Source organism: Pseudomonas sp. DR48, from assembly GCF_019823085.1.
GTDB lineage: Bacteria > Pseudomonadota > Gammaproteobacteria > Pseudomonadales > Pseudomonadaceae > Aquipseudomonas.
Map to the genome: position 1 here is coordinate 1,529,512 of NZ_CP081946.1, position 22,539 is coordinate 1,552,050.

The window sequence follows — 22,539 nt, forward strand, 5'->3', positions numbered from 1 at the left end:
AGAGGAACGTTACCAGTCGAGCTTCAGATATTCCCGCGCCAACGCCCTGACCCGATTGCGATCGGTGCGATTCGCACGCCCGTCATTGTCGACATCCGAGCTCAACATCAGCTCGAAATTCCCATCGTTATCAAGATCACGAGCCGCTGCCTTGTAGGCAATCGTCGGTCCCTCATGAAAATGCAGTCGTACAGCTTCCGGCGAACCGTCGCCGGTCGTATTTTCAGCAAAGATCCGCAAATGCCGCTCTTCACTCTCCCCGCCGTTGAACCAGGCACATTTCAAATACGTTTTGCCGAAGGTCTTGAGCCGGTGACGCTCAGTCTCCGTGGCCTCGCGCAGCCCGTGTTCATCTTCGTGAAACCGAAAATGAAGCGTGTCTGCCTGACCCTTCCCGCTCACATCCTGTGCAATCACTTTCAAATAACGCATCCATGCGCTCCTGTTCGAAACGTCCAGACTGAGCCTTTGTTGCAGGCGGCTCCATCAACCGTTTCCCTATCCGGTGTGAGACAACTCAGCGCGCCTCGCCAGACAACAGCGTGACGGCCTTGCGCTTCAAGATCTCAAGATCAATCACCGGCACCCACATCTCCTTGGCCCGTTCATCCCACTGGCGCATCCGCAGACTGACTTCGCACAACGGATCTTTCTCGAACGCCTCGGCCTCGGATTCGGTCATCACTCCACCCTGATATGCCAGCGTGCGGCGACTGGCTTCACTCAAGCGCTCGTAGTACCCAGGCTCCTTGAGTGTCAGATAACGCTTGGCCTGCACGTGATATTCCACCAGTCGCGCCAGGCGTTCACCGAACCCTGCCCGACGCAGGTAATCGGCGCCCAGACGCTCGTGACTGACCACGCCAAAGCCTTCCATGTTCTCCCCGTTCTCGGCGCAGATATGCCCGATGTCGTGGAAAAAAGCGGCCAGCACCACTTCATCATCGAAACCTTCGGCCATCGCCAGTTCGGCGGCCTGGGACATGTGCTCGATCTGCGACACCGGTTCACCGATGTAATCACTGTCGCCAAAGCGCTCATACAGTCCGAAGACTTCGGCGATCACTTGCTGATGACGCTCCATCAACCTTCCCCCAACAACTGTGCAATGTTGCGATCAGCCATCGCCGGCCCGACACTCATGCCGACGCCGGTGTGCATCAGCGCCACGCTCACACCCGGCAGCGGACGCAGGAACGAGAACGGTCCCGGCCCTCGTGAACCATAGACGCCCTGCCAGCGCTCGATCACTTGCACTTTGCAGCCCAAGGTCTGCTCAGCCAGTTCAAGCATCCAGTTGTCCACTTGCTCGGCATTGAACGGTGACGGGTCGCTGCCGTAGTGGTGGGAATCGCCGATGATCAGTTCACCGTAAGGCGTCGGACTGATCAGCAGGTGGATGCCGTTTTCATGCAGGTGCGGTTCGTCTCGCAAGATGTTTGCCTGCACGGCCGCCGCTTCCGGCAGATCGGCGAAGGCGCCGTAGTGCACGCAACTCAAACCGGTGAGCAACGCGTGTTGCAGATTGAGGTTGATGTGCGGACGGGCCCGGAGCATTTGCAGGCGGCAGATTTGCGGATTGAGTTCGGCGATCGGCTCAGCCAGCAAGGTCTGATAATCGTGGCCGGAGCAGACAATGATCTGCTCGGCGCTGAAGCTGCCGGCGGTACTGTGCAGACGGCCGGGCTCGATGTCGCGCACCAGTGTGGAAAAGTGAAACTCGACGCCGAGTTCGCGGCGCAGGAAATCGATCAGTGCAGGAATTGCTTCGCGCGAATACAGCTGCTGATCGTCCATGCCGTGCAACGCGGCGCGGTGATGGCTGAACTGGCCACCGTACAAATCCCGCAGCGCGGCACCGCGCAGAAGCTCGACGTTGTAGTTGTGTTCCACTGCGCGGCCGTTGCAAAAGGCTTGCAGCAGATGTTCTTCGGCTTCGGTGCGGGCGAACAGGTATGAGCCGTTGCGCTTGAGTTGCAGGCCGGCGAGTTGTGCCCACTGGCCCCAGATCTCACGGCTGGCATTGGCCAGTTCGAGCATAACGCCCGGAGGTTGGCCGGTGACGAGTGCCTGGCCGAAGTTGCGCACCGAGGCGCCCAAAGGCGTTTCGCTGCGTTCGAAGACGGTGACCTTGAGGCCGCGTCTGGCGGCGGCATAGGCGTGGGACAGGCCGAGGATGCCAGCGCCTACGATCAGCATGTCGTTGTGTTGTGTCATTGGGTTTTGTCCTGAATGACAGACCGCATTCGCGAGCAAGCCCGCTCCCACAGGGGAACGCATTCCAAATGTGGGAGCGGGCTTGCTCGCGAAGAGGCCCTGTCAGCCAATAGAGAGCTTACTTGGCGACCACTTTCTCGGACTTGCCGTCATAGCGCTTGCGCCACTCGGTCAGGATCTCGTCGCGGTTTTTCGAGGCCCAGGCAAAGTCGTTCTTGATCAAGCGCTGCTCATAATCCGCCGGCAATTCGGTCTGCGGCTTGGCAATGCCCGGCTGCGCGAGGACGGCGAAGTTCTCTTTGTAAAGCTCCATCGCCGCCGGGCTGGCAGAGAAGTCAGCGAGTTTTTTCGCGGCGTCTTCATGGGGAGTGCCCTTGATCACAGCCGTCGCTTCGATCTCCCAACCCAGGCCTTCTTTCGGCAGGATGATGTCCAGCGGCGCGCCTTGGCGCTTCAGCTGAACGGCCGGATATTCGAAGGAAATGCCAATCGGGAATTCACCCGCCGCTGCCAGTTTGCAAGGCTTGGAACCGGAATGAACATACTGGCCGATGTTCTGGTGCAGAGCATCCATGTACGCCCAGCCCTGCTTCTCGCCGAAGGTTTGCAGCCAGGCGCTGACGTCGAGGAAACCGGTGCCGGACGAGGCCGGGTTGGGCATGACGATCTTGCCTTTGTACTCAGGCTTGGTCAGGTCCTGCCAACTCACCGGTTTGCTCAGGCCCTGCTTCTCGGCTTCGACCGTGTTGAAGCAGATGGTGGCGGCCCAGACGTCCATGCCGACCCAGGCCGGCGGATTGGCGGCATCGCGGTAGTTGCCGCCGATCTTGCCGAGGTCCTTCGGAGCGTAGCTTTGCAGCATGCCTTGCTGGTCGAGGATCGCCAGGCTGGAGGCGGCCAGACCCCACACGGCGTCAGCCTGCGGGCGGGCTTTTTCGGCCAGCAGCTTGGCGGTGATGATCCCTGTGGAATCGCGTACCCACTTGATCTCGACGTCCGGGTTGGCCTTTTCGAAGGCATCCTTGTAGGTCTTCAATTGCTCGGCTTCGAGGGCGGTGTACACCGTCAACTCGGTTTTCGCCGCGAAGGCGTTCAGGCTGAAAGCGGTGAGGACAGCAGCGGCCAGGGCCAGGGGCTTGAACATGATCTTTTCCTGTTTTTGAGTTGAGGGGTTGTACGGAATCAATGACCGGGCGCGGTCTGCCGCCAGGCCTGGGAGCGGCGCAGCAAACCGCGCGAGGCCCAGGCCAGCAGCAGGGACACGCCCGCCGAGGTGAAGAGAATCAGGGTCGACATCGCCGCCGCGCCGCCGACGTTGCCGGCGTCGTCCATGTTCAGCACCGCCACCGCCGCGAGGATGGTGTCGGGGCTGTAGAGGAAGATCGCCGCCGAGACAGTGGTCATGGCCGAGACGAACAGGTAGCGCACGATGTCCAGCAGCGCCGGCAGGCAGATCGGCACCGTGACGCGCAAGTAATGCCGATACAAAGGCGCCTTGAGCGACAGCGCGGCAGCTTCGAACTCGGCATCGAGTTGGCGCAGCGCAGTGGTGGCCGTCATTTGCGCGGTGGTCAAATAATGCGCAATGGTGCAGACCACCAGCAGGGTCATGGTCCCGTAGAGCACATGCAGTGGGTTGCCGTTGAGGTTGAAGAAGAAGACGTAACCCAGGCCCAGCACCAGACCCGGCACCGCCATCGGTACGAAACTGAGCATGCGCAGCGTCAGATTCAGCCCGCGCTGGCTACGGGTTTTCTCCATCAGGTAGGCGCCGGTGAAGATCAGCACGCTGCCGATCAACGCCGTGCACATCGCCATCTTCACGCTGTTGCCGTAGGCCAGCCAACCGCCGCCCGCCGTGTCGTTGAACTGGTAATGGTTGAGCGACAGCGACAGGTTGTACGGCCAGAATTTCACCAGCGATGAAAACACCGCCATGCCGAACACCAGCAGCAACACCGCGCAGATCAGCAGCACGATGGCCAGGTAACAACCGTCACGCAGCTTCGACGGTGCCGGCTGGAAGACTTGCGCCCGGCCGCTCATGGCGTCGCCGTGACGCCGGCGCAACCAGGCGTCGACACCGAAACTGAACAATGCCGGCAGCAACAAGACCATGCCGATCAACGCGCCGCGCCCAAACTGCTGTTGGCCGACCACGGCTTTGTAGGCTTCCAGCGCCAGGACTTGATAGTCACCACCGACCACCACGGGCACGCCGAAGTCGGTGATGGTCAGGGTGAACACCAGACAAAACGCCGCGAACACCGCCTGACGGGTGGCCGGCCAAGTGATGCTGCGAAAGGCTTTCGACGGGCTCGCGCCCATGCTTGAGGCGGCATCGAACAGCCGCGCATCCGCCAGGGACAACGCTGACAGCAAAATCATCAAGGCGTGTGGGAAGGTGTAGATCACTTCACCGAGCACAATGCCCCAGAACCCGTAGATGTTGTCCGAGAGCAAACCGCGCAACAGGCCCTGATTGCCGAACAGATACACCAGCGCAATGCCCGGCAACATCGACGGCGCCATCAACGGCAATAGCGACATACCGCGCCAGATGCCCTTGCCGGGGATCAATGTGCGTTGCAGCGCGTAGGCAAACAGGTAAGCCAACGGTACGACGATGGCCGCGACGCTGAGGGAAACTTTCAGGCTGTTGCCGAGCAACCAGTGGAAGTTCGCACTGGTCACCAGTTCACGGGCGGCGACCAGGCCTCCGCCCTGCCCGGCTTCGGAACTGAAGCCGCGCCAGAAGATCGCCAGCAATGGCATCAACACCGCAACGCCCAGCAGCACCAGCAACAGCACCTTGCCGCCGACCACGAACAGCCGGTCGCCAATCTCGGCACGGGAAGTCTGCCGAACCTGCTTGTGCGGTATCGGCAGCGCGACGTTCGCGCTCATCAGGCAAATACCTGCAGGCTACGTGGCGGCAAGGCGACCATGATCTGCTGCGCGCCGAGACGTGGCATGTCTTGCGGTGCCAATTCCGCCAGCAGTGCATGGCCTGGCAATTGATCGAGCTCGAAGCTCATGCGGCAGCGGTTGCCGAGGAAGGTGATTTCGCGAACCTTGGCCGGGAACAGGTTTTCTTCATGCACTGGCGGGTTGACGCTGATGGCTTCCGGACGGCAAAACAAACGGCCCGACGCGGTTTTGGCGCTGCCTTCGGCCAGGCGCATGTTCATCCCGCCGACCTGGGCATGGCTGTCGCTGCTGCGCTGGAATGGCAGCCAGTTGCCCTGCCCGACGAACTCAGCCACAAACGGAGTGGCCGGGCGATCATAGATTTCCTGTGGCGTAGCGTATTGCTCGACCTTGCCGTTGTTCATCACGGCGATGCGGTCGGCCATCAGCATGGCCTCGTCCTGATTGTGCGTGACCATCAGGGTGGTGACGCCGAGGTTGCGTTGCAGTTGGCGCAGTTCGGTGCACAGGTGCTCGCGGACCCGGGCGTCGAGGGCGGACATCGGTTCGTCCAGCAGCAACAAGGACGGTGCCGGCGCCAAGGCGCGGGCCAGTGCAACTCGCTGCTGTTGGCCGCCGGACAATTGGCCCGGGTATTTTTTCTCACTGCCGATCAGGCCGACCAGTTCCAGCATTTGACCGACACGCTGACGCACTTCATCGCGACCACTGCCGGCAAGGCCGTAGGCAATGTTCGCTTCGACGGTGAGATTGGGGAACAGCGCGTAGGACTGGAACAGAATGCCGTAGTCCCGGGCTTGCGGCGCCAGGTGGGAAACGTCGCGATCACCGAGGTACAACTCGCCACTGTCCTGTTTTTCCAGACCGGCGATGCACCGCAGCAACGTGGTTTTGCCGCAGCCCGACGGGCCGAGCAGGCACACCAGTTCACCGGCCGCCACGTCGAGGGAAACGTTATCCAGCGCGGTGAAGGCGCCAAAGCGTTTCTGCACGCCACGCACCTTCATCGGTGCGCCGGGGTTGGTCAAGGCAGTTGCGATCGAATGGTTCATGGACAGGCCTCATCAAGCAGATGAAGGCCATCCTAGGGATGTAATGCGTCCGTCATGTGGCAGTAAGGCAAAAACGGCTGATAGTGGTATTCAAGGATTTGGGTTGGGCCTTCAAGGCAGGGATTGCCTGGACTGGAGCCATCGCGAGCAGGCTCACTCCCACAGTTGACCGCATTCCCCTGTGGGAGCGAGCCTGCTCGCGATGAGGCCCTCCGATTCACCACAATGCTTAGGCAGGGGCCATTTCCTGCGCCAGGCCGAGAAACGCCGCCGGCAACCGCGCGCTTTTTCGTTCCTTGAGGCAATACAGATACTCGGGAATCTGCGGCGCATTCTCGAGGGTCAGCACGCGAAGTTGTGGGTCGTGTGGCACTTCCTGCCGGGCAATGATGCTGATGCCGATGTTGCGCAGCACCGCTTCACGAATCGATTCACGGCTGCCAATCTCCAGCAGCGGCCCGAAACTCACACCTGCATTGGCCAGCAATTCCTCGGTCAGGCGCCGGGTGGTGGAGCCCGGTTCCCTCATCAACAACGTGTGCCCGGCCAACGCACTGAGTGGCACATGGTCATGCACCGCCAGCGGATGATTGCGGTGCACCGCCAGCACCAGCGGATCACTGCCGAGCACCCGGCGAATCAAGCGCGCATCGTCCAGCAACTGTGACGACGCCGCGACGTCCACCCGGTATTCCTCCAGCGCTTCGAGCACTTGCTGGGAGTTGCCGATTTCCACCGACACTTCAACGTGCGGCAAACGCTCGCGGAAGGTTTTCACCAGATCGAGGATGTAATACGGCGCGGTGGCAGCGATGCGTAGCGTGCCCTGGACCTGGCCGCTGTTGCGCAGGAAAAACTCGATGTCGGCTTCCTGTTGCAACAGCGCCTTGACCATCGGCAGCAGGCGCGCGCCTTCATCGCTGACGCTGAGGCGGCGTCCGCCCCGGTAGAACAGCTCAACCGAGTACTGACTTTCCAGGTTACGGATCTGCGTTGTCACGGTGGGTTGGCTCAGACCAAGCTTTTTCGCCGCCAAAGTGATGCTGCCCAGACGGGCCACCATATAAAACGCCTTCAGCTCGGCACTCAGCACACCCGTCCCCCATCGTTTATTTGCGCAACAGGCGCAAACCGTTGAACACCACCAACAGGCTCACGCCCATGTCGGCGAACACCGCCATCCACATGGTGGCGATCCCGGCGAAGGTTACCCCAAGAAAGATCACCTTGATGATCAACGCGAGGGCAATGTTCTGTTTGAGGATGCTCGAGGTTTGCCGCGACAGTCGGATGAACGTCGGAATCTTGCGCAGATCATCGTCCATCAGGGCGACATCAGCAGTCTCGATGGCGGTATCGGTGCCGGCTGCAGCCATGGCGAAACCGATCTCGGCCCGCGCCAACGCTGGCGCATCGTTGATGCCATCGCCGACCATGCCGACGTGGTGACCTTGTGCATAAAGCGCTTCGATGGCTTGCAGTTTTTCAGCCGGCAGCAGATCGCCTCTGGCCACATCGATGCCCACTTGCTCGGCAATCGCCTGCGCAGTGTGGACGTTGTCGCCGGTCAGCATCAGGGTTTTGATGCCCAGTTCATGCAGCTGCCGAATCGCCTCGCGACTGGACTCCTTCACGGTGTCGGCCACGGCGAACAGCGCCAGCGGGCCAGACTTGTCGAGCAGCAGCACCACTGACTTGCCCTGTTTCTCCAGCGCAAACAGCTTTTCTTCCAGCGCAGGCGAACACAGGTTCAACTCTTCTACCAAGCGGTGGTTACCGAGGTGGTAGACCTGACCGTTGATCTCGCCCCGTACACCACGCCCGGCCAGAGCCTCGAAGTTATCCACAACGAGCGGCATGGATTGTTTATCCACAGCCGCGTTGGCGATGGCCAGCGACACCGGGTGATCCGAGCGACCGGCTAACACTGCGGCAATCGCCGGGGCGGTTTCCTCGGCGGTCGGATCGAGTGACAGGTAATCGGTCTGCACCGGTTTGCCATGTGTGATCGTGCCGGTCTTGTCCAAAGCCAGGTAATCGAGCTTGTAACCGCCCTCCAGATAGACGCCGCCCTTGACCAGAATGCCTTTGCGCGCCGCCGCGGCGAGGCCGCTGACAATGGTCACCGGGGTGGAAATCACCAGTGCACAAGGGCAGGCGACTACCAGCAACACCAGCGCCCGGTAGATCCAGTCAAACCACACGGCGCCCATGAACAACGGCGGGATGACCGCGACAGCCAAGGCCAGGATGAACACCGACGGGGTGTAGATTTTCGAGAACTGATCAACGAAGCGCTGGGTCGGTGCCCGCGCGCCTTGGGCCTGCTCCACCGCGTGGATGATCCGCGCCAGGGTCGAGTTATTGGCCGCAGCGGTCACGGTGTATTCCAATGAGCCCGACTGGTTGATGGTGCCGGCGAAGACTTTGTCACCGACGGTTTTCTCCACCGGCAGGCTTTCGCCGGTGATCGGCGCCTGATCGATGGTCGAACTGCCCGACACCACTTCGCCGTCCAGGCCGACCCGCTCGCCGGGACGCACTCGCACCCGCGCGCCCAGTTCGATGGTTTTGACGTCTTGCTCGACCCAATTCCCGTCGGCCTGCAGCACCGTGGCCTGCTCCGGCGCCATTTGCATCAGACCGCCAATGGCGTTGCGGGCCCGGTCCAGCGACTTGGCTTCGATCAACTCGGCAACCGTGAACAGGAACATCACCATCGCCGCTTCCGGCCATTGGCCGATCAGGATCGCACCCGTCACCGCGATGCTCATCAGTGCGTTGATGTTCAGGTTGAGGTTCTTGAGCGCGATCCAACCCTTTTTGTAAGTGGTCAGGCCGCCGCTGAGGATCGAGACCAGCGCGATGATTGCCACGACCCAGGTCGGCGCCGCATTGGTGAAGTGGATGACTTCAGCGGCAAGCGCAGCGACACCGGACAGCGCCAGGGGCCACCAGTGTTTTTTCTCGGGAACGGGGGCCGGCGTTTCGGTGCCTTGATCCATCGGCTCGGCGACCATGCCCAGCGACTTGATCGCCTCGATGATCGGCGCCGTGTTCGGCAAGTCGTGGGTGACGCCCAATACGCGGTTGATCAGGTTGAATTCCAGCTGCTGCACACCCGCAAGCTTGCCCAGTTTGTTCTGGATCAGCGTCTGCTCGGTCGGGCAGTCCATCGCGTCGATGCGAAAACTGCTCAGCCGCGCGCCGGCGGTCGGAGTTTCGCTCAGCAACACCCGCGACGGTGCTGCCACTTTGGCCGAACAGCAGGAATCCCCGTGGCCGCCATGCTCGTGCTTTTGCACTGGCTGCAGCTTGTGGCTGTGATCGTGATCGTGATCGTGATCGTGATCAGCCTCGGGTTTGTGGGTGTGAAGGGAATCGCTCATTGGTCGCGTCCATAAAGGTGCCTGTTGCCAAGTAAAGACCCTGTAGCCACTATAGGGTCAAGCAACCATTTGGAGATTGTCGCAATGAAGATCGGAGAACTGGCCAAACTGACCGATTGCGCTGTCGAAACCATCCGCTATTACGAGCGCGAAAACCTGCTGCCGGAGCCCGCCCGCAGCGATGGCAACTACCGCGTCTACACCCAGGCCCACGCCGAGCGCCTGACCTTTATCCGCAATTGCCGCACCCTCGACATGACGCTCGAGGAAATCCGCAGCCTGCTGGCCCTGCGCGACAGCCCGCAGGATCAGTGCGAAAACGTCAATGCGTTGATCGACGAACACATTCATCACGTGAAGGCGCGGATCGATGGGTTGTTGGCATTGCAGACGCAATTGCTCGACCTGCGCCAACGCTGTAGCGAAGGGCCGGATATTGATCAGTGCGGGATTTTGCAGCGGCTGGAGGTAAGTGGCGGGGTTGTGGCGACGGAGGTGGAGCATTCCCATGTGGGCCGCAGCCACGGCCATTAAGGCCACCGAAAATCAAATGTGGGAGCGGGCTTGCTCGCGACAGCGGTATGCCAGTCGACATCATCGTTGACTGACACGACGCATTCGCGAGCAAGCCCGCTCCCACACTTGGTCGGCGTTAAGGCTTAGACCGCCATCGGCGCGGTCATTGGGGCGTGGTGCTGATAACCCTCAAGCGAGAAATCGCCCGGTTCGATCAACTCCAGCCACTCCGGCTGATAAACACCGGTCTTGGCGAATTCCGGCACACGATCACTGATCACCAGTTTCGGCATCGGGAACGGCTCACGCTTGAGCTGTTCGTTGAGCATGTCCAGGTGGTTTTCGTAGACGTGGGCATCACCGATGAAATAGGTGAACCAGCGCGGCGTGTAACCGGTCAGGCGACCGATCAGGCTCAACAGCGCCGCGCCTTCGGTGAGGTTGAACGGCGTGCCAAGGCCCAGGTCGTTGGAGCGGATGTAGAGCGTCAGAGAAATCTCTTTGGTCTCCACATTCGGGTGGAACTGGTAGAGCAAGTGGCACGGCGGCAAAGCCATTTCGTCGAGCTGCGCAACGTTCCAGCCGTGGAACAGGATGCGCCGGCTGCCCGGGTCCTTGATGATGGTGTCGACGCACTGGCGGATCTGGTCGATGGCCTTGTACAGCACCACATAGGCCTGACCGTTTTCTTCGCCTTCAGCGATCTGCCGATAACCCTGGCTCAGCGTCTGCTCGATGGCGGCTTTATTGCTGACCGGGATCTGTTTGTACGCCGGCCATTTGCGCCATTGCACGCCGTAGATCTCGCCGAGGTCATCCTCGCCCTGACGGAACGGGTTGGCCAGCCACTGGGCGTTTTCGTTGGCGTTCTGATCCCAGACCTTGCAGCCCAGTGCACGGAATTCGGCGGCGTTGTTCACCCCACGCAGGAAACCACACATCTCGCCGATGGCCGACTTGAAGGCCATCTTGCGGGTGGTGATCGCCGGGAAACCTTCCTTCAGGTCATAGCGCAGCATCGCGCCGGGGAAGCTGATGGTGTTTACGCCAGTGCGGTTGGCCTGCTTGGTGCCGTTCTTGATGACGTGGGCGACCAGTTCGAGATATTGCTTCATGAGTTACCTGTGTCCTTGAACCCGGGGCCAACGCCCCGGGATCGAATTTATACTGCCGCCGCTGGGGCCGCCGGGGCGCGGTGATAGGCCAGCCAGATCAGGAACAGCCCGGCGACGATCATCGGAACGCAGAGCACCTGGCCCATGGTCAGCCAGTTCCAGGCCAGATAGCCCAGTTGCGCGTCCGGCACGCGGACGAATTCGACGATGAAACGGAAGATGCCGTAAAACAGCGCGAACATCCCGGACACGGCCATGGTTGGCCGCGGCTTGCGCGAGAACAGCCAGAGAATCAGGAACAGCGCCACACCTTCCAGTGCGAATTGATACAGCTGCGACGGGTGACGCGGCAACTGCGCCGGATCGCTGAACGGCGGGAAGATCATCGCCCACGGCACGTCGGTCGGCTTGCCCCACAACTCGGCATTGATGAAGTTGCCGATACGCCCGGCGCCCAGGCCAATCGGCACCATCGGCGCCACAAAGTCCATCAGCTGGAAGAAGGACTTGCCGTTCTTTCTCCCGAACCACAACGCCGCCAGCATCACGCCGATAAACCCGCCGTGGAACGACATGCCGCCCTTCCACACTTCAAAAATCAGCGTCGGGTTGGCGAGATAAGCGTGCAGATCGTAGAACAGCACATAACCGAGACGGCCGCCGACAATGACGCCCATCGACATCCAGAAGACCATGTCGGAAAGCTTTTCCTTGGTCCAGGTCGGGTCGAAGCGGTTAAGCCGGCGTGATGCCAGCAGCCACGCACCGCCAATGCCGATCAGGTACATCAAACCGTACCAGTGGATTTTCAGCGGACCGATGGCCAGGGCCACCGGGTCGATCTGCGGGTAAGGCAGCATTGCGACTCCTTGTTAGAGTTGAAACCTTCAAAATTCCCGGGCGACGCTGTCACGCCAGGATTAAGCCAGGATTGCGGAAAGGGTCAGAGCAGAAAATTCAGGCCCACGCAGAACAGCAAAGCGGCGAACAGTCTTTTCAGCAACTTCGGCGACAGCCTGTGGGCCAGTCGCGCGCCAATGCGGGCAAAGAACATGCTGGTCAGGGCAATCCCCAACAACGCCGGCAAATAAATGAAACCGAGACTATGGGCCGGCAGCAATGGATCGTGCCACCCCAGAATCATGAAACTTAACGCACTGGCCAGGGCAATTGGCAGCCCGCAGGCCGATGATGTCGCCACGGCCTGCTGCATCGGCACGCTGCGCCAGGTCAGGAACGGCACGGTCAGCGAGCCGCCGCCAATGCCGAAAATCGCCGAAGCCCAGCCAATCACACTGCCGGCCACGGTCAGACCCACTTTACCCGGCACCGTTCGGCTGGCCTTGGGTTTGACATCCAGCGCCAGTTGCGCGGCGATGACCAGCGCGAACACGCCGATGATCTTTTGCAGGTTCGGGCCGGAGATAGCTTCCGCCGTCAACGCGCCGAAACCGGCACCGATCAGAATACCGACGGTCAGCCAGACAAATATCGGCCAGCGCACAGCGCCGCGACGATGGTGTTCGCGCACCGCGTTGACCGACGTAAAGATAATCGTGGCCAGGGAGGTACCGACCGCCAGGTGGGTCAGGATCGATGGATCGAAGCCTTGCAGGGTAAAACTGAACACCAGCACCGGGACAATAATGATCCCGCCGCCAACCCCGAACAGCCCGGCCAGCACGCCTGCGCAGGCGCCCAGCGCCAGATAGAGCAGAAATTCCATGACCTTCCCTATGTGCTTCTCAAAAAAAGCTGCGGCATGGTAACGGATGCAGGGGCCAAGGCTCCACTGGATGGCGATGGATAGAAGCAAGATGTCTGCGTAAAGTGAGCAAAAAACACACAAGGACCACCTTATGTGCCTGATTGTTTTCGCCTGGCGGCCGGGTCACGCCCAACCGCTGATCGTCGCGGCCAACCGCGACGAATTCTATGCCCGGCCCAGCCAGCCGCTGGCGCAATGGCCGCACACGCCCCACGTCTATGCCGGGCGCGACCTGGAAGCTGGCGGTACTTGGCTCGGTATCGGCGCCAATGGACGCTTCGCGGCGCTGACCAATATTCGCGATCCGCATCAACCGCCCTCGCGCAAATCACGGGGTGAGCTGGTGGCGGGTTTTCTGTTGGGCGAGATGTCGATTGACGACTACTTAGACGATGTTGTCAGACGTTCACTCGAATACGCCGGGTTTAACCTGCTGATCGGCAACGCCAATGAGTTGTGGCACTTCAATGCCCGGGAGCCTGAGGCGGTGATGCTGCCACCGGGTGTCTATGGGTTGTCGAACGCCGGGCTGGATACGCCGTGGCCAAAACTGCTCAAGGCGCGAGCGGCACTGGAGACCGTGCTGGAAGATCCACAGCCCCAGGCTTTGCTGGCCTTGCTGAATGATCCGCAGACAGCGCCCTTTGCCGAGCTGCCAGATACCGGAGTGGGTTTGGCGACTGAGACATTGTTGTCGAGCGTGTTTATTGCCAGTCCGACTTATGGGACGCGAGCAAGTACGGCGTTGATTGTTCACGCGGACGGGACGCGGCATATGGTCGAAAGAAGTTTCGGGCCGTATGGCGGGCACTTGGGGGAAGTGGAGATCAGGGTTTAGTTCATTGTTGACTGGACTGGCCCCATCGCGAGCAAGCTCGCTCCCACCATTGGAATGCATTTCAATGGTGGGAGCGAGCTTGCTCGCGATGGGGCCATCAGCCGTTTAAAGGGTTTTGACCGAAGCCGGATTGATCATCCGTGCCAACCCGAGGTTCTTCAGCGCCAGTTGCAGCGAGCTGTGGATAACCTGCGGGTTGTCGATGGTCATCAGCTCGGCGAGCAATTCCTTGGCCTTGCTCAGGTTGATCTGACGCAGCATCCACTTCACTTTCGGCAAGTTGGTGGCGTTCATCGACAGGCTGTCGAAACCCATCGCCATCAACAGCACGGCAGCCGCCGGGTCACCGGCCATCTCACCGCAGATACTCACCGGCTTGCCTTCGGCGTGGGCATCGCGCACCACGTTCTGCAAGGCTTGAAGCACTGCCGGGTGCAGGTAATCGTAGAGGTCGGCCACTCGCGGGTTGTTGCGATCCACGGCCAGCAGATACTGGGTAAGGTCGTTCGAACCCACGGACAGGAAGTCCACTTGCCGCGCCAATTCCTTGGTCTGGTACACCGCCGCCGGAATCTCGATCATTACCCCAATCGGCGGCATCGGCACGTCGGTGCCTTCGTCGCGGACTTCGCCCCAGGCCCGGTGAATCAGGTGCAGGGCTTCTTCGAGTTCGTGAGTACCGGAGATCATCGGCAGCAGAATCCGCAGGTTGTTCAGGCCTTCGCTGGCCTTGAGCATGGCGCGGGTCTGGACCAGGAAGATTTCCGGGTGGTCGAGGGTGACGCGAATGCCGCGCCAGCCGAGGAACGGGTTGTCTTCCTTGATCGGGAAATACGACAGCGCCTTGTCACCGCCGATGTCCAGGCTGCGCATGGTTACCGGTTGCGGGTGGAACGCGGCGAGTTGCTCGCGGTAGATCGCCAACTGCTCCTTTTCGCTGGGGAACCTCTGGTTGATCATGAACGGCACTTCGGTGCGGTACAGACCGACGCCTTCAGCGCCGCGTTTCTGCGCCCGCGCCACGTCCGCCAGCAGGCCGGTGTTGACCCACAGCGGCATGCGGTGGCCATCGAGGGTCACGCACGGCAGGTCGCGCAGGGTGTCGAGACCGAGCGCCAGTTGTTTCTCTTCTTCCACCACCTCGGCGAATTGCTTGCGCAACACTTCGCTTGGGTTGGTATAGACCTCGCCGCGGGTGCCATCGACGATCAATTCGATGCCGTCGACCTTGGCGTACGGCAGGTCGACCAGACCCATCACCGTCGGTATGCCCATCGCCCGGGCGAGTATCGCGACGTGGGAGTTACCCGAGCCGAGGACCGAGACCAGACCGACCAGCGTGCCTTCCGGCACCTCGCCGAGCATTGCCGGCGTCAGCTCTTCGCTGACCAGAATGGTTTTTTCCGGGTAAACCAGATTCTGCTGACGCTCTTCCTGCAGATACGCCAGCAAACGCCGGCCAAGGTCCTTGACGTCCGAGGCGCGCTCACGCAGGTAGGCGTCGTCCATCAATTCGAAACGGTTGACGTGCTCAGTGACCACTTGGCGCAACGCACCCTGGGCCCACTGGCCAGTCCTGATCACGGTCGTGACTTCGTTGCCCAGTGCGGCATCGTCGAGCATCATCAAATAGACGTCGAACAAGGCCCGCTCTTCGGGACGCAGCTGCGAGGCCAATTTGGCCGACAACGCTCGCATGTCGGCGCGCACGCCTTCGATGGCGGTCTTGAACAACGCCAGTTCGGCGTCGATGTCGGAAATGGTCTTGTCCGGCACCACGTCCAGATCGGCCGGCGGCAGCATGACCACCGCGGTACCGACCGCCGCACCCGGCGAACCCGGTACGCCGATGAACTTGGCTTCCTGGATGCCTTTGCCCTGACGGCCCAGGCCACGGATCGAACCGGTGGCCTCGGCGTGGGCGATAACGCCGGCGAGCTGCGCGCTCATGGTCACGAGGAAGGCTTCTTCACCTTCATCGAACTGGCGGCGTTCCTTTTGCTGAATGACCAACACGCCGACGACGCGGCGGTGGTGAATGATCGGCGCCCCGAGGAAAGAGGCATAGCGCTCTTCACCCGTCTCGGCGAAGTAACGGTAGCGCGGGTGATCCGCGGCATTTTCGAGGTTCAGGGGTTCTTCACGCGTGCCGACCAGGCCGACCAGACCTTCGTTGGGTGCCATGCTGACTTTGCCGATCGAGCGCTTGTTCAAGCCCTCGGTAGCCATCAGCACGAAGCGGTTGGTCTCAGGGTCAAGCAGGTAGACCGAGCAGACCTGGCTGCCCATGGCCTCTTTGACGCGCAATACAATAATGCCCAACGCCGCCTTGAGATCCTTGGCGGAGTTAACTTCCTGGACGATCTTGCGCAGCGTATTGAGCATGGCTCGGGGTCGAACTCCGTCGTCAGTCGCGCGTTAAAAGGCGCGGGGCAAGCTCTTTGAGAGCGCGTCGATACACCTCGCGCTTGAATGTCACCACCTGGCCCAACGGATACCAATAGCTGACCCAGCGCCAGCCATCGAATTCCGGTTTACCGGTCAAATCCATCCGCACCCGCTGCTCGTTGGAGATCAGGCGCAGGAGAAACCATTTCTGTTTCTGGCCGATGCACAGCGGTTGGCTGTGCGTCCTGACCAGACGTTGCGGCAAACGATAGCGCAACCAGCCCCGGGTGCAGGCGAGAATTTCAACATCTTCGCGCTCAAGCCCCACTTCTTCGTTCAACTCGCGGTACAAGGCGTCTTCCGGCGTCTCCTGAGGGTTGATCCCCCCCTGTGGAAACTGCCAGGCATCTTGATTGATACGGCGAGCCCATAGCACCTGTCCGGCATCATTCGTGAGAATGATCCCGACATTGGGGCGGAAACCATCGGGGTCGATCACGGCAACAACCTCGCAAACGCATGTCGCCGCATTGTTCCACAAAGGTTGTGAAGGCAGCAACGAGCCGACCGAGCTTATGTGCACTCTTGTGAAAAGTCCGTATTCTGGGCACCTTTCTACAGACTTTTCAGCGAGTAACTGCAATGCGCCTGGCTTTATTCGACTTGGACAACACCCTCCTGGGCGGCGACAGCGACCACGCCTGGGGCGATTACCTGTGCGAGCGCGGCCTTCTAGACGCCGTGGCCTACAAGGCTCGCAATGACGAGTTCTACCAGGATTACCTGGCCGGCAAGCTGGACAACGACGCTTACCTGAACTTCTGCCTGGAGGTCCTCGGCCGCACCGAGATGGCCACCCTGGACCAATGGCACCTGGATTACATGCGCGATTGCATCGAACCGATCGTGCTGCCCAAAGCTATCGAGCTGCTGGGTAAACACCGTGAGGCCGGCGACAAACTGGTGATCATCACGGCCACCAACCGTTTTGTAACCGGGCCGATTGCCCAGCGACTCGGGGTCGAAACCTTGATCGCCACGGAATGCGAAATGATCGACGGCCGTTATACCGGGCGCAGCACCGACGTTCCGTGCTTTCGCGAAGGCAAGGTGACGCGACTCAATCGCTGGCTGGAAGAGACCGGGCATTCGCTGGAAGACAGCTACTTCTACAGCGACTCGATGAATGATTTGTCACTTCTGGAGGAAGTGGCGAATCCGGTTGCAGTCGATCCTGATCCTAATCTGCGTGCCGAAGCCGAGAAACGTGGCTGGCCGGTGATTTCGTTGCGCGACTAAAACTGCTATCGCGAGCAGGCTCACTCCTACAGGGGAACGCATTCCAATGTGGGAGCGAGCCTGCTCGAGATTGGGTCGATGCGGTTTAAAGCCTTAAACCGGCTTGGCACCCATCAACCCGGCAATAGCGATAAAGCAGACAAAGCTGAGCAGCGCGAGGGCGAAAGTGAACTTGCCATTACCGCCCTGCGCCTTGCGCAGCTTGTTAAGCCGCACCAGCATCCAGAACCATGCCAACGCCGCCACGGTGTAGAGCACGCTGGACGCCAGCAACCAGGTCTGCCCCAACGGCCAGCCCACCAGATGCACCATCCACCATCCCGTGACCGGCATGCTCAGCAATGCCAGCCCCATCAGCAGCCAGACAAGCCCTCGCGGCCGCTGCAATGTGCGCGCGGGCGCCGTCGGATCGCCATTACGCCGCGTGCGCCAGACCCAGATCCCCATGCCCAACGCACACAGCAGCAACACGACCGTCGACACGACGTGAGCCACTTTCAGGGCGGTTAACGTTTCCATTGTTCGATTTCCTTATGGGCTGCCCATCAGCGTAGCCGCTCAGCCGAGAAACAGCTGATAGGCCGGGTTGTCGCTTTCGTCCCAGTACGGGTAGCCAATTTCCTCAAGCGCTGCCGGCACCAGGTGACGCTCATCGTGCGGCACTTGCAGACCCGCGACCACACGGCCATCCGCCGCGCCATGGTTGCGGTAGTGGAACATCGAGATGTTCCAGCGCCCGCCCAGCTTGTTGAGGAAGTTGAACAGCGCGCCCGGACGCTCCGGGAATTCGAAGCGCAGAATCACTTCATCGACCACATGGGCCGCACGACCGCCCACCATATGGCGAATGTGCAGTTTGGCCAGTTCGTTGTCGGTCAGGTCCAGCACCGGGAAACCCTGCTCGCCGAGGCTGGCGATCAGCGCACTGCGCGGGTCGGTTTCCGGGTGCGTCTGCACGCCAACAAAGATGTGCGCTTCGCTGCCGGTGTTGTAGCGGTAGTTGAATTCGGTGATCTGGCGCTTGCCGATGGCTTCGCAGAACGCCTTGAAGCTGCCCGGCTTCTCGGGGATGGTCACGGCGATGATGGCTTCTCGCCCCTCGCCCAGCTCCGCTCGCTCGGCGACATGGCGCAAGCGGTCGAAGTTGACGTTGGCGCCCGAGTCGATGGCGACGAAGGTCTGCCCGGTGACACCATTGAGTTCGACGTACTTCTTGATCCCCGCCACGCCCAACGCGCCAGCAGGTTCGGTGATCGAGCGGGTATCGTCGTAGATATCCTTGATTGCCGCGCAAATTTCGTCAGTGCTGACGGTGATGACATCGTCGACATAGTCTTTGCATATTTCGAAGGTGTGCTGACCGATCTGGGCCACTGCAACACCATCGGCGAAGATACCCACGGTCGGCAAAATCACGCGCTCGCCGGCCGCCATGGCGGCTTGCAGGCAGTTGGAGTCGTCCGGCTCGACGCCGATGATCTTGATGTCCGGGCGCAGGTATTTCACATACGCCGCGATGCCGGCGATCAGCCCGCCGCCACCGACCGGAACGAAAATCGCATCGAGACGCCCCGGGTGCTGACGCAGAATTTCCATCGCCACCGTGCCCTGCCCGGCAATGGTGTGCGGATCGTCATACGGGTGGATGTAGACGTAGCCTTTTTCATCGACCAGTTTCAGCGAGTAAGCCAGGGCTTCGGGGAACGAATCCCCGTGCAGCACCACTTTGCCGCCACGGGAGCGCACGCCTTCGACTTTGATTTCCGGGGTGGTCTTGGGCATCACGATGGTGGCTTTCACGCCCAACACTTTCGCCGCCAGGGCCAGGCCTTGCGCGTGATTGCCCGCCGAGGCGGTGACCACGCCGCGTGCGCGCTCTTCATCGCTCAGCTGGGTGAGCTTGTTGTAGGCGCCGCGAATCTTGAACGAGAACACCGGCTGCAAGTCTTCGCGCTTGAGCCAGACACTGTTGCCCAGCCGCTCGGAGAGCTGACGGGCAGTCTGCAATGGGGTTTCTACGGCAACGTCATAAACGCGCGAGGTGAGGATCTTTTTGACGTACTGTTCGAGCATCGGAAAGCATCACTGAGCGGGTTGGGCAGGGCCAACGAGTCTAACCCGGCTTTTAGGCGGGCGACCACACGAATCCAGAGGTTTTAGCCGGGCAAGGGGCTATAATGCCGGCCTTTCCGTTCCCCTTGCCCGCTTCGGAGCCCGCATGACCCAGGATCAACTCAAACAGGCAGTGGCTCAGGCCGCCGTCGACTTCATCCTCCCGAAACTCGACGACAAGAGCATCGTCGGGGTCGGCACCGGCTCCACCGCCAACTGCTTCATCGATGCACTGGCCCAGCACAAGGGCGCGTTCGATGGCGCCGTCGCCAGTTCCGAAGCCACCGCCGCCCGCCTCAAGGGCCACGGCATTCCGGTGTATGAACTGAACACCGTCAGCGACCTGGAGTTCTACGTCGACGGTGCCGACGAAAGCGACGAGCATTTGCACCTGATCAAGGGCGGCGGCGCAGCCCTGACCCGCGAAAAGATTGTGGCCGCCGTGGCCAAGACCTTCATCTGCATCGCCGACGCCAGCAAACTGGTGCCGGTACTCGGCGCGTTCCCGCTGCCGGTCGAAGTGATCCCGATGGCCCGCAGTCACGTGGCCCGCGAACTGGTGAAGCTCGGCGGCGACCCGGTTTACCGTGAAGGCGTGCTGACCGACAACGGCAACATCATCCTCGACGTCTTCAACATGCAGATCACCAACCCGGTAGAGCTGGAAAAGCAGATCAACGCCATTGTTGGCGTGGTCACCAACGGCTTGTTCGCGGCACGTCCGGCGGATCTGCTGCTGCTGGGCACCAGCGAAGGCGTCAAAACCCTGCGCGCCAAGTAATCCCAACGCAAAAAAAACTTGTGGGAGCGGGCTTGCTCGCGAATGCGGTGGGTCAGTCGACATCTTTATTGACTGACACACCGCATTCGCGAGCAAGCCCGCTCCCACAGTGGTTTTGTGGTGCAGGTCAGGGCTGTGCTGGTTTTTTGAAGACGTAAAACAGGTTTGGCTCGCTCACCAGGTACAGGTTGCCGTCGTCATCCATGGCGATGCCTTCCGCTTGTGGCACTGACTTTTGCAGCCCCTGACGCCCCTTGCTCAGGGACAGGGTGCTGAGCGGTCGCCCATCGACATCCAGCTCCAGAATCAATCGAGACTCGTCGGATAGCGCCAGCAAATGGCCGCTGCGCTCGTCGTATTGCAGACTGGAAAGATCTCGCACGAACATTCCTGCATCACGCTTGGGGTTGTTGACCACGTGCACAGCGTAGGATTTCTCCGGGTTGTAATGCGGGAAGCCCTGCACCTCGTAGATCAGCATCGGGTCGCGCTCCTTGGCCACAAACAGGCGCTTGCCCACTGAATCGTAAGCCAGGCCTTCGAAGCCCTTGTTGCTGCCCATATGCACGCCGAGGGTCATCTGCTCGGCATCCGCGGCATCGAGAAACGCCGTGTCTTTCTCAAGGTGAATCTTGATCAGCCGTTGCTGGCTCTCGTCGGTGATCACGTAGGTGTCGGCGCTGATGAACTCCACCGCCTCCGGGTCGCCAAAACCAATCAACGCCACGCGTTTCATGATTTTGCCTTCAAGGGACAGCTCGACCAGCTCTGAATTTTTGTTGGTAACCGTGAACAGGCTTTTGCGCACCGGATCAAACGTCAGCGCGGAGACATTATCGTCCAGCCCGTCGATCACCCGTGCATCGATGTCCACTCGGAATTGATCCAGACCGATGGATTCGCTGCTCTGCGGCTGCCAAAGCGTATTCAGGTTGAACCACGCACGCTCGAACAGACGCATGTATTGGCCGACCGCAATCAGAGCGATCAGCGCAATCACTGACAGGATCAAAATGAGGAGTTTGGGACGCGCAAGTCGACGCATTCAGGCGAGCTCGAAAACAAAACGGGCGGATGAAATATCACGCCCGTATGAACTCAAGCTTAATGGCCAGTGGCTTGCGACCACAACAGCGGGTGTGTGGCGATTACTTCTTCTTTTCGAAGCGGTAGAACAGGTTCGGCTCACTCACCATGTACAGGTTACCCGCCTCGTCCATGGTCACGCCTTCGGCACGTGGAATGGTGTTCTTCAGGCCGTTGAAGCCACCCAGCAGGGCGATGAAACTGACTTGTTCGCCCTTTTTATCCAGTTCCATCAACAAGTGAGAGTCGGCGGACAGCACCAGCATGTGGCCGGTGCGCGGGTCGATGGCCAGGGCCGACAGGTTGCGCATGTCCAGCGCATGGCTGGCCAGCTTCAGCTTGTCACCGGTAAGGACTCGGCCGTCACCTTTCCAGGCAAACAATGCCGGCGGACGCTCTTCGCCCAGCAGCAGCTGCTGGTTTTGCGAATCCCAGGTGACACCTTCAAAGGCCTTGTTCTGGTCTTTCGAAGGCCCAAGATCGTACTTCGTAAAATTATCGATGTTCAATTCACGGGTGTCGGCATCGACCTTGACGATGGTGATCAAGTGCGAGCGCTCATCGACAATCGCCAGCAGGCCATTGCCCAGCACGGTGACGCCTTCCGGGTTGCTCCAGCCCACCAAGGGCATTTTGCGCAGCACGTCGCCTTGCAAGTTCAGCTCGACGAGGAACGGATTTTTGCCCATGACCGAAAACAGTGTCTTGGTCTGTGGGTCGTAGGCCAGGTCCGAGGCTTCGTCCTTTTCCATACCCGGCAGCAATTTGCCGTCGATCACCGCTCGGTAATCCGGTAGCCAGACACTGGCCTGACGCTCGGCCGGGCTCTTGAATTGCTCTTTAACCCAGAGTACGCCGCGATCATCCCAATGCATTGCAAAGGCGACGCCGTATGCGACGGCCGCCACCAGCAGCCAGATATACCAACGCAAGGCGAACCGTGAGCGACGGGAAGTTTTGAAAGTGGGCAGCGGTTGGGTGGCCATTCGGGGTCCGTTCCAGAAATTCAGGCTAAAGGTAATAGCACAAGTGGGCCGGCTGGGAGGC

General features: G+C 60.5%; 21 protein-coding genes. 4 read left to right on the forward strand and 17 right to left on the reverse strand.

Going from position 1 to position 22,539, the window contains the following annotated elements:
• Window positions 1–9: 9 nt before the first annotated feature.
• The 8 genes from K5K95_RS07050 to K5K95_RS07085 form a co-directional block, all read right to left on the reverse strand.
• Window positions 10–432 carry a hypothetical protein gene (locus K5K95_RS07050; RefSeq protein ID WP_222588876.1) on the reverse strand — a complete coding sequence of 141 codons (423 nt, stop codon included), beginning with the start codon at window positions 430–432 and terminating at the stop codon, window positions 10–12.
• An 85-nt stretch (window positions 433–517) separates the two neighbouring features.
• A complete protein-coding gene (locus K5K95_RS07055) occupies window positions 518–1,084 on the reverse strand; it encodes a phosphonate degradation HD-domain oxygenase (protein WP_222588877.1) in 567 nt (188 codons plus the stop codon).
• Window positions 1,084–2,217 (reverse strand): TIGR03364 family FAD-dependent oxidoreductase, encoded by a 1,134-nt coding sequence (locus K5K95_RS07060; protein ID WP_222588878.1) that lies wholly within the window; start codon window positions 2,215–2,217, stop codon window positions 1,084–1,086. The genes K5K95_RS07055 and K5K95_RS07060 overlap by 1 nt, the downstream gene beginning before the upstream one ends.
• A gap of 118 nt (window positions 2,218–2,335) precedes the next feature.
• Window positions 2,336–3,361, reverse strand: a complete 1,026-nt coding sequence (locus K5K95_RS07065; protein WP_222588879.1) for a putative 2-aminoethylphosphonate ABC transporter substrate-binding protein — start codon at window positions 3,359–3,361, stop codon at window positions 2,336–2,338.
• Between the two features lie 38 nt (window positions 3,362–3,399).
• Window positions 3,400–5,124 (reverse strand): putative 2-aminoethylphosphonate ABC transporter permease subunit, encoded by a 1,725-nt coding sequence (locus K5K95_RS07070; RefSeq protein WP_222588880.1) that lies wholly within the window; start codon window positions 5,122–5,124, stop codon window positions 3,400–3,402.
• Window positions 5,124–6,200 carry a putative 2-aminoethylphosphonate ABC transporter ATP-binding protein gene (locus tag K5K95_RS07075; RefSeq protein WP_222588881.1) on the reverse strand — a complete coding sequence of 359 codons (1,077 nt, stop codon included), beginning with the start codon at window positions 6,198–6,200 and terminating at the stop codon, window positions 5,124–5,126. The genes K5K95_RS07070 and K5K95_RS07075 overlap by 1 nt, the downstream gene beginning before the upstream one ends.
• Before the next feature lie 229 nt (window positions 6,201–6,429).
• Window positions 6,430–7,293 carry a LysR family transcriptional regulator gene (locus K5K95_RS07080; protein WP_222588882.1) on the reverse strand — a complete coding sequence of 288 codons (864 nt, stop codon included), beginning with the start codon at window positions 7,291–7,293 and terminating at the stop codon, window positions 6,430–6,432.
• Between the two features lie 16 nt (window positions 7,294–7,309).
• Window positions 7,310–9,589 (reverse strand): heavy metal translocating P-type ATPase, encoded by a 2,280-nt coding sequence (locus tag K5K95_RS07085; protein WP_222588883.1) that lies wholly within the window; start codon window positions 9,587–9,589, stop codon window positions 7,310–7,312.
• A gap of 84 nt (window positions 9,590–9,673) precedes the next feature.
• On the opposite strand from K5K95_RS07085, the gene cadR reads away from it, so the two are divergent.
• A complete protein-coding gene (gene cadR, locus K5K95_RS07090) occupies window positions 9,674–10,123 on the forward strand; it encodes a Cd(II)/Pb(II)-responsive transcriptional regulator (protein ID WP_007897786.1) in 450 nt (149 codons plus the stop codon).
• A gap of 125 nt (window positions 10,124–10,248) precedes the next feature.
• Here the strand turns inward: cadR and K5K95_RS07095 are convergent, their stop codons facing one another.
• The 3 genes from K5K95_RS07095 to K5K95_RS07105 form a co-directional block, all read right to left on the reverse strand.
• Window positions 10,249–11,220 (reverse strand): thymidylate synthase, encoded by a 972-nt coding sequence (locus K5K95_RS07095; RefSeq protein WP_222588884.1) that lies wholly within the window; start codon window positions 11,218–11,220, stop codon window positions 10,249–10,251.
• 47 nt (window positions 11,221–11,267) lie between these two features.
• Window positions 11,268–12,080, reverse strand: coding sequence for a prolipoprotein diacylglyceryl transferase (lgt, locus tag K5K95_RS07100; RefSeq protein ID WP_090178463.1), 813 nt, complete (start codon window positions 12,078–12,080; stop codon window positions 11,268–11,270).
• A gap of 83 nt (window positions 12,081–12,163) precedes the next feature.
• Window positions 12,164–12,946 carry a sulfite exporter TauE/SafE family protein gene (locus K5K95_RS07105; RefSeq protein WP_222588885.1) on the reverse strand — a complete coding sequence of 261 codons (783 nt, stop codon included), beginning with the start codon at window positions 12,944–12,946 and terminating at the stop codon, window positions 12,164–12,166.
• Between the two features lie 133 nt (window positions 12,947–13,079).
• Here K5K95_RS07105 and K5K95_RS07110 point away from each other — a divergent pair, with 133 nt between their 5' ends.
• Window positions 13,080–13,826: an NRDE family protein gene (locus K5K95_RS07110; RefSeq protein ID WP_222588886.1), complete on the forward strand. Its 747-nt coding sequence runs from the start codon at window positions 13,080–13,082 to the stop codon at window positions 13,824–13,826.
• A 105-nt stretch (window positions 13,827–13,931) separates the two neighbouring features.
• Here the strand turns inward: K5K95_RS07110 and ptsP are convergent, their stop codons facing one another.
• Together ptsP and K5K95_RS07120 are read right to left on the reverse strand one after the other, a co-directional pair.
• A complete protein-coding gene (ptsP, locus tag K5K95_RS07115; protein WP_222588887.1) occupies window positions 13,932–16,211 on the reverse strand; it encodes a phosphoenolpyruvate--protein phosphotransferase in 2,280 nt (759 codons plus the stop codon).
• 22 nt (window positions 16,212–16,233) lie between these two features.
• Window positions 16,234–16,713, reverse strand: a complete 480-nt coding sequence (locus K5K95_RS07120; RefSeq protein ID WP_007945562.1) for an RNA pyrophosphohydrolase — start codon at window positions 16,711–16,713, stop codon at window positions 16,234–16,236.
• 143 nt (window positions 16,714–16,856) lie between these two features.
• Between K5K95_RS07120 and K5K95_RS07125 the strand changes: the two genes are divergently transcribed.
• The gene (locus tag K5K95_RS07125) at window positions 16,857–17,513 is read left to right on the forward strand and encodes an HAD family hydrolase (RefSeq protein WP_222588888.1); all 657 of its coding nucleotides are present in this window, start codon (window positions 16,857–16,859) and stop codon (window positions 17,511–17,513) included.
• 93 nt (window positions 17,514–17,606) lie between these two features.
• On the opposite strand, the gene K5K95_RS07130 is transcribed toward K5K95_RS07125, so the two are convergent.
• Together K5K95_RS07130 and ilvA are read right to left on the reverse strand one after the other, a co-directional pair.
• Window positions 17,607–18,032 carry a DUF2269 domain-containing protein gene (locus K5K95_RS07130; protein ID WP_222588889.1) on the reverse strand — a complete coding sequence of 142 codons (426 nt, stop codon included), beginning with the start codon at window positions 18,030–18,032 and terminating at the stop codon, window positions 17,607–17,609.
• A gap of 39 nt (window positions 18,033–18,071) precedes the next feature.
• On the reverse strand, window positions 18,072–19,586 hold the full coding sequence (gene ilvA / locus K5K95_RS07135) for a threonine ammonia-lyase, biosynthetic (RefSeq protein WP_222588890.1): 1,515 nt from the start codon (window positions 19,584–19,586) through the stop codon (window positions 18,072–18,074).
• Window positions 19,587–19,731: 145 nt separating this feature from the next.
• Between ilvA and rpiA the strand changes: the two genes are divergently transcribed.
• On the forward strand, window positions 19,732–20,406 hold the full coding sequence (rpiA, locus tag K5K95_RS07140) for a ribose-5-phosphate isomerase RpiA (RefSeq protein ID WP_090188399.1): 675 nt from the start codon (window positions 19,732–19,734) through the stop codon (window positions 20,404–20,406).
• A 127-nt stretch (window positions 20,407–20,533) separates the two neighbouring features.
• On the opposite strand, the gene K5K95_RS07145 is transcribed toward rpiA, so the two are convergent.
• Together K5K95_RS07145 and K5K95_RS07150 are read right to left on the reverse strand one after the other, a co-directional pair.
• Window positions 20,534–21,451 carry an SdiA-regulated domain-containing protein gene (locus K5K95_RS07145; protein ID WP_222588891.1) on the reverse strand — a complete coding sequence of 306 codons (918 nt, stop codon included), beginning with the start codon at window positions 21,449–21,451 and terminating at the stop codon, window positions 20,534–20,536.
• 103 nt (window positions 21,452–21,554) lie between these two features.
• The gene (locus K5K95_RS07150) at window positions 21,555–22,478 is read right to left on the reverse strand and encodes an SdiA-regulated domain-containing protein (RefSeq protein ID WP_222588892.1); all 924 of its coding nucleotides are present in this window, start codon (window positions 22,476–22,478) and stop codon (window positions 21,555–21,557) included.
• Window positions 22,479–22,539 lie beyond the last annotated feature (61 nt).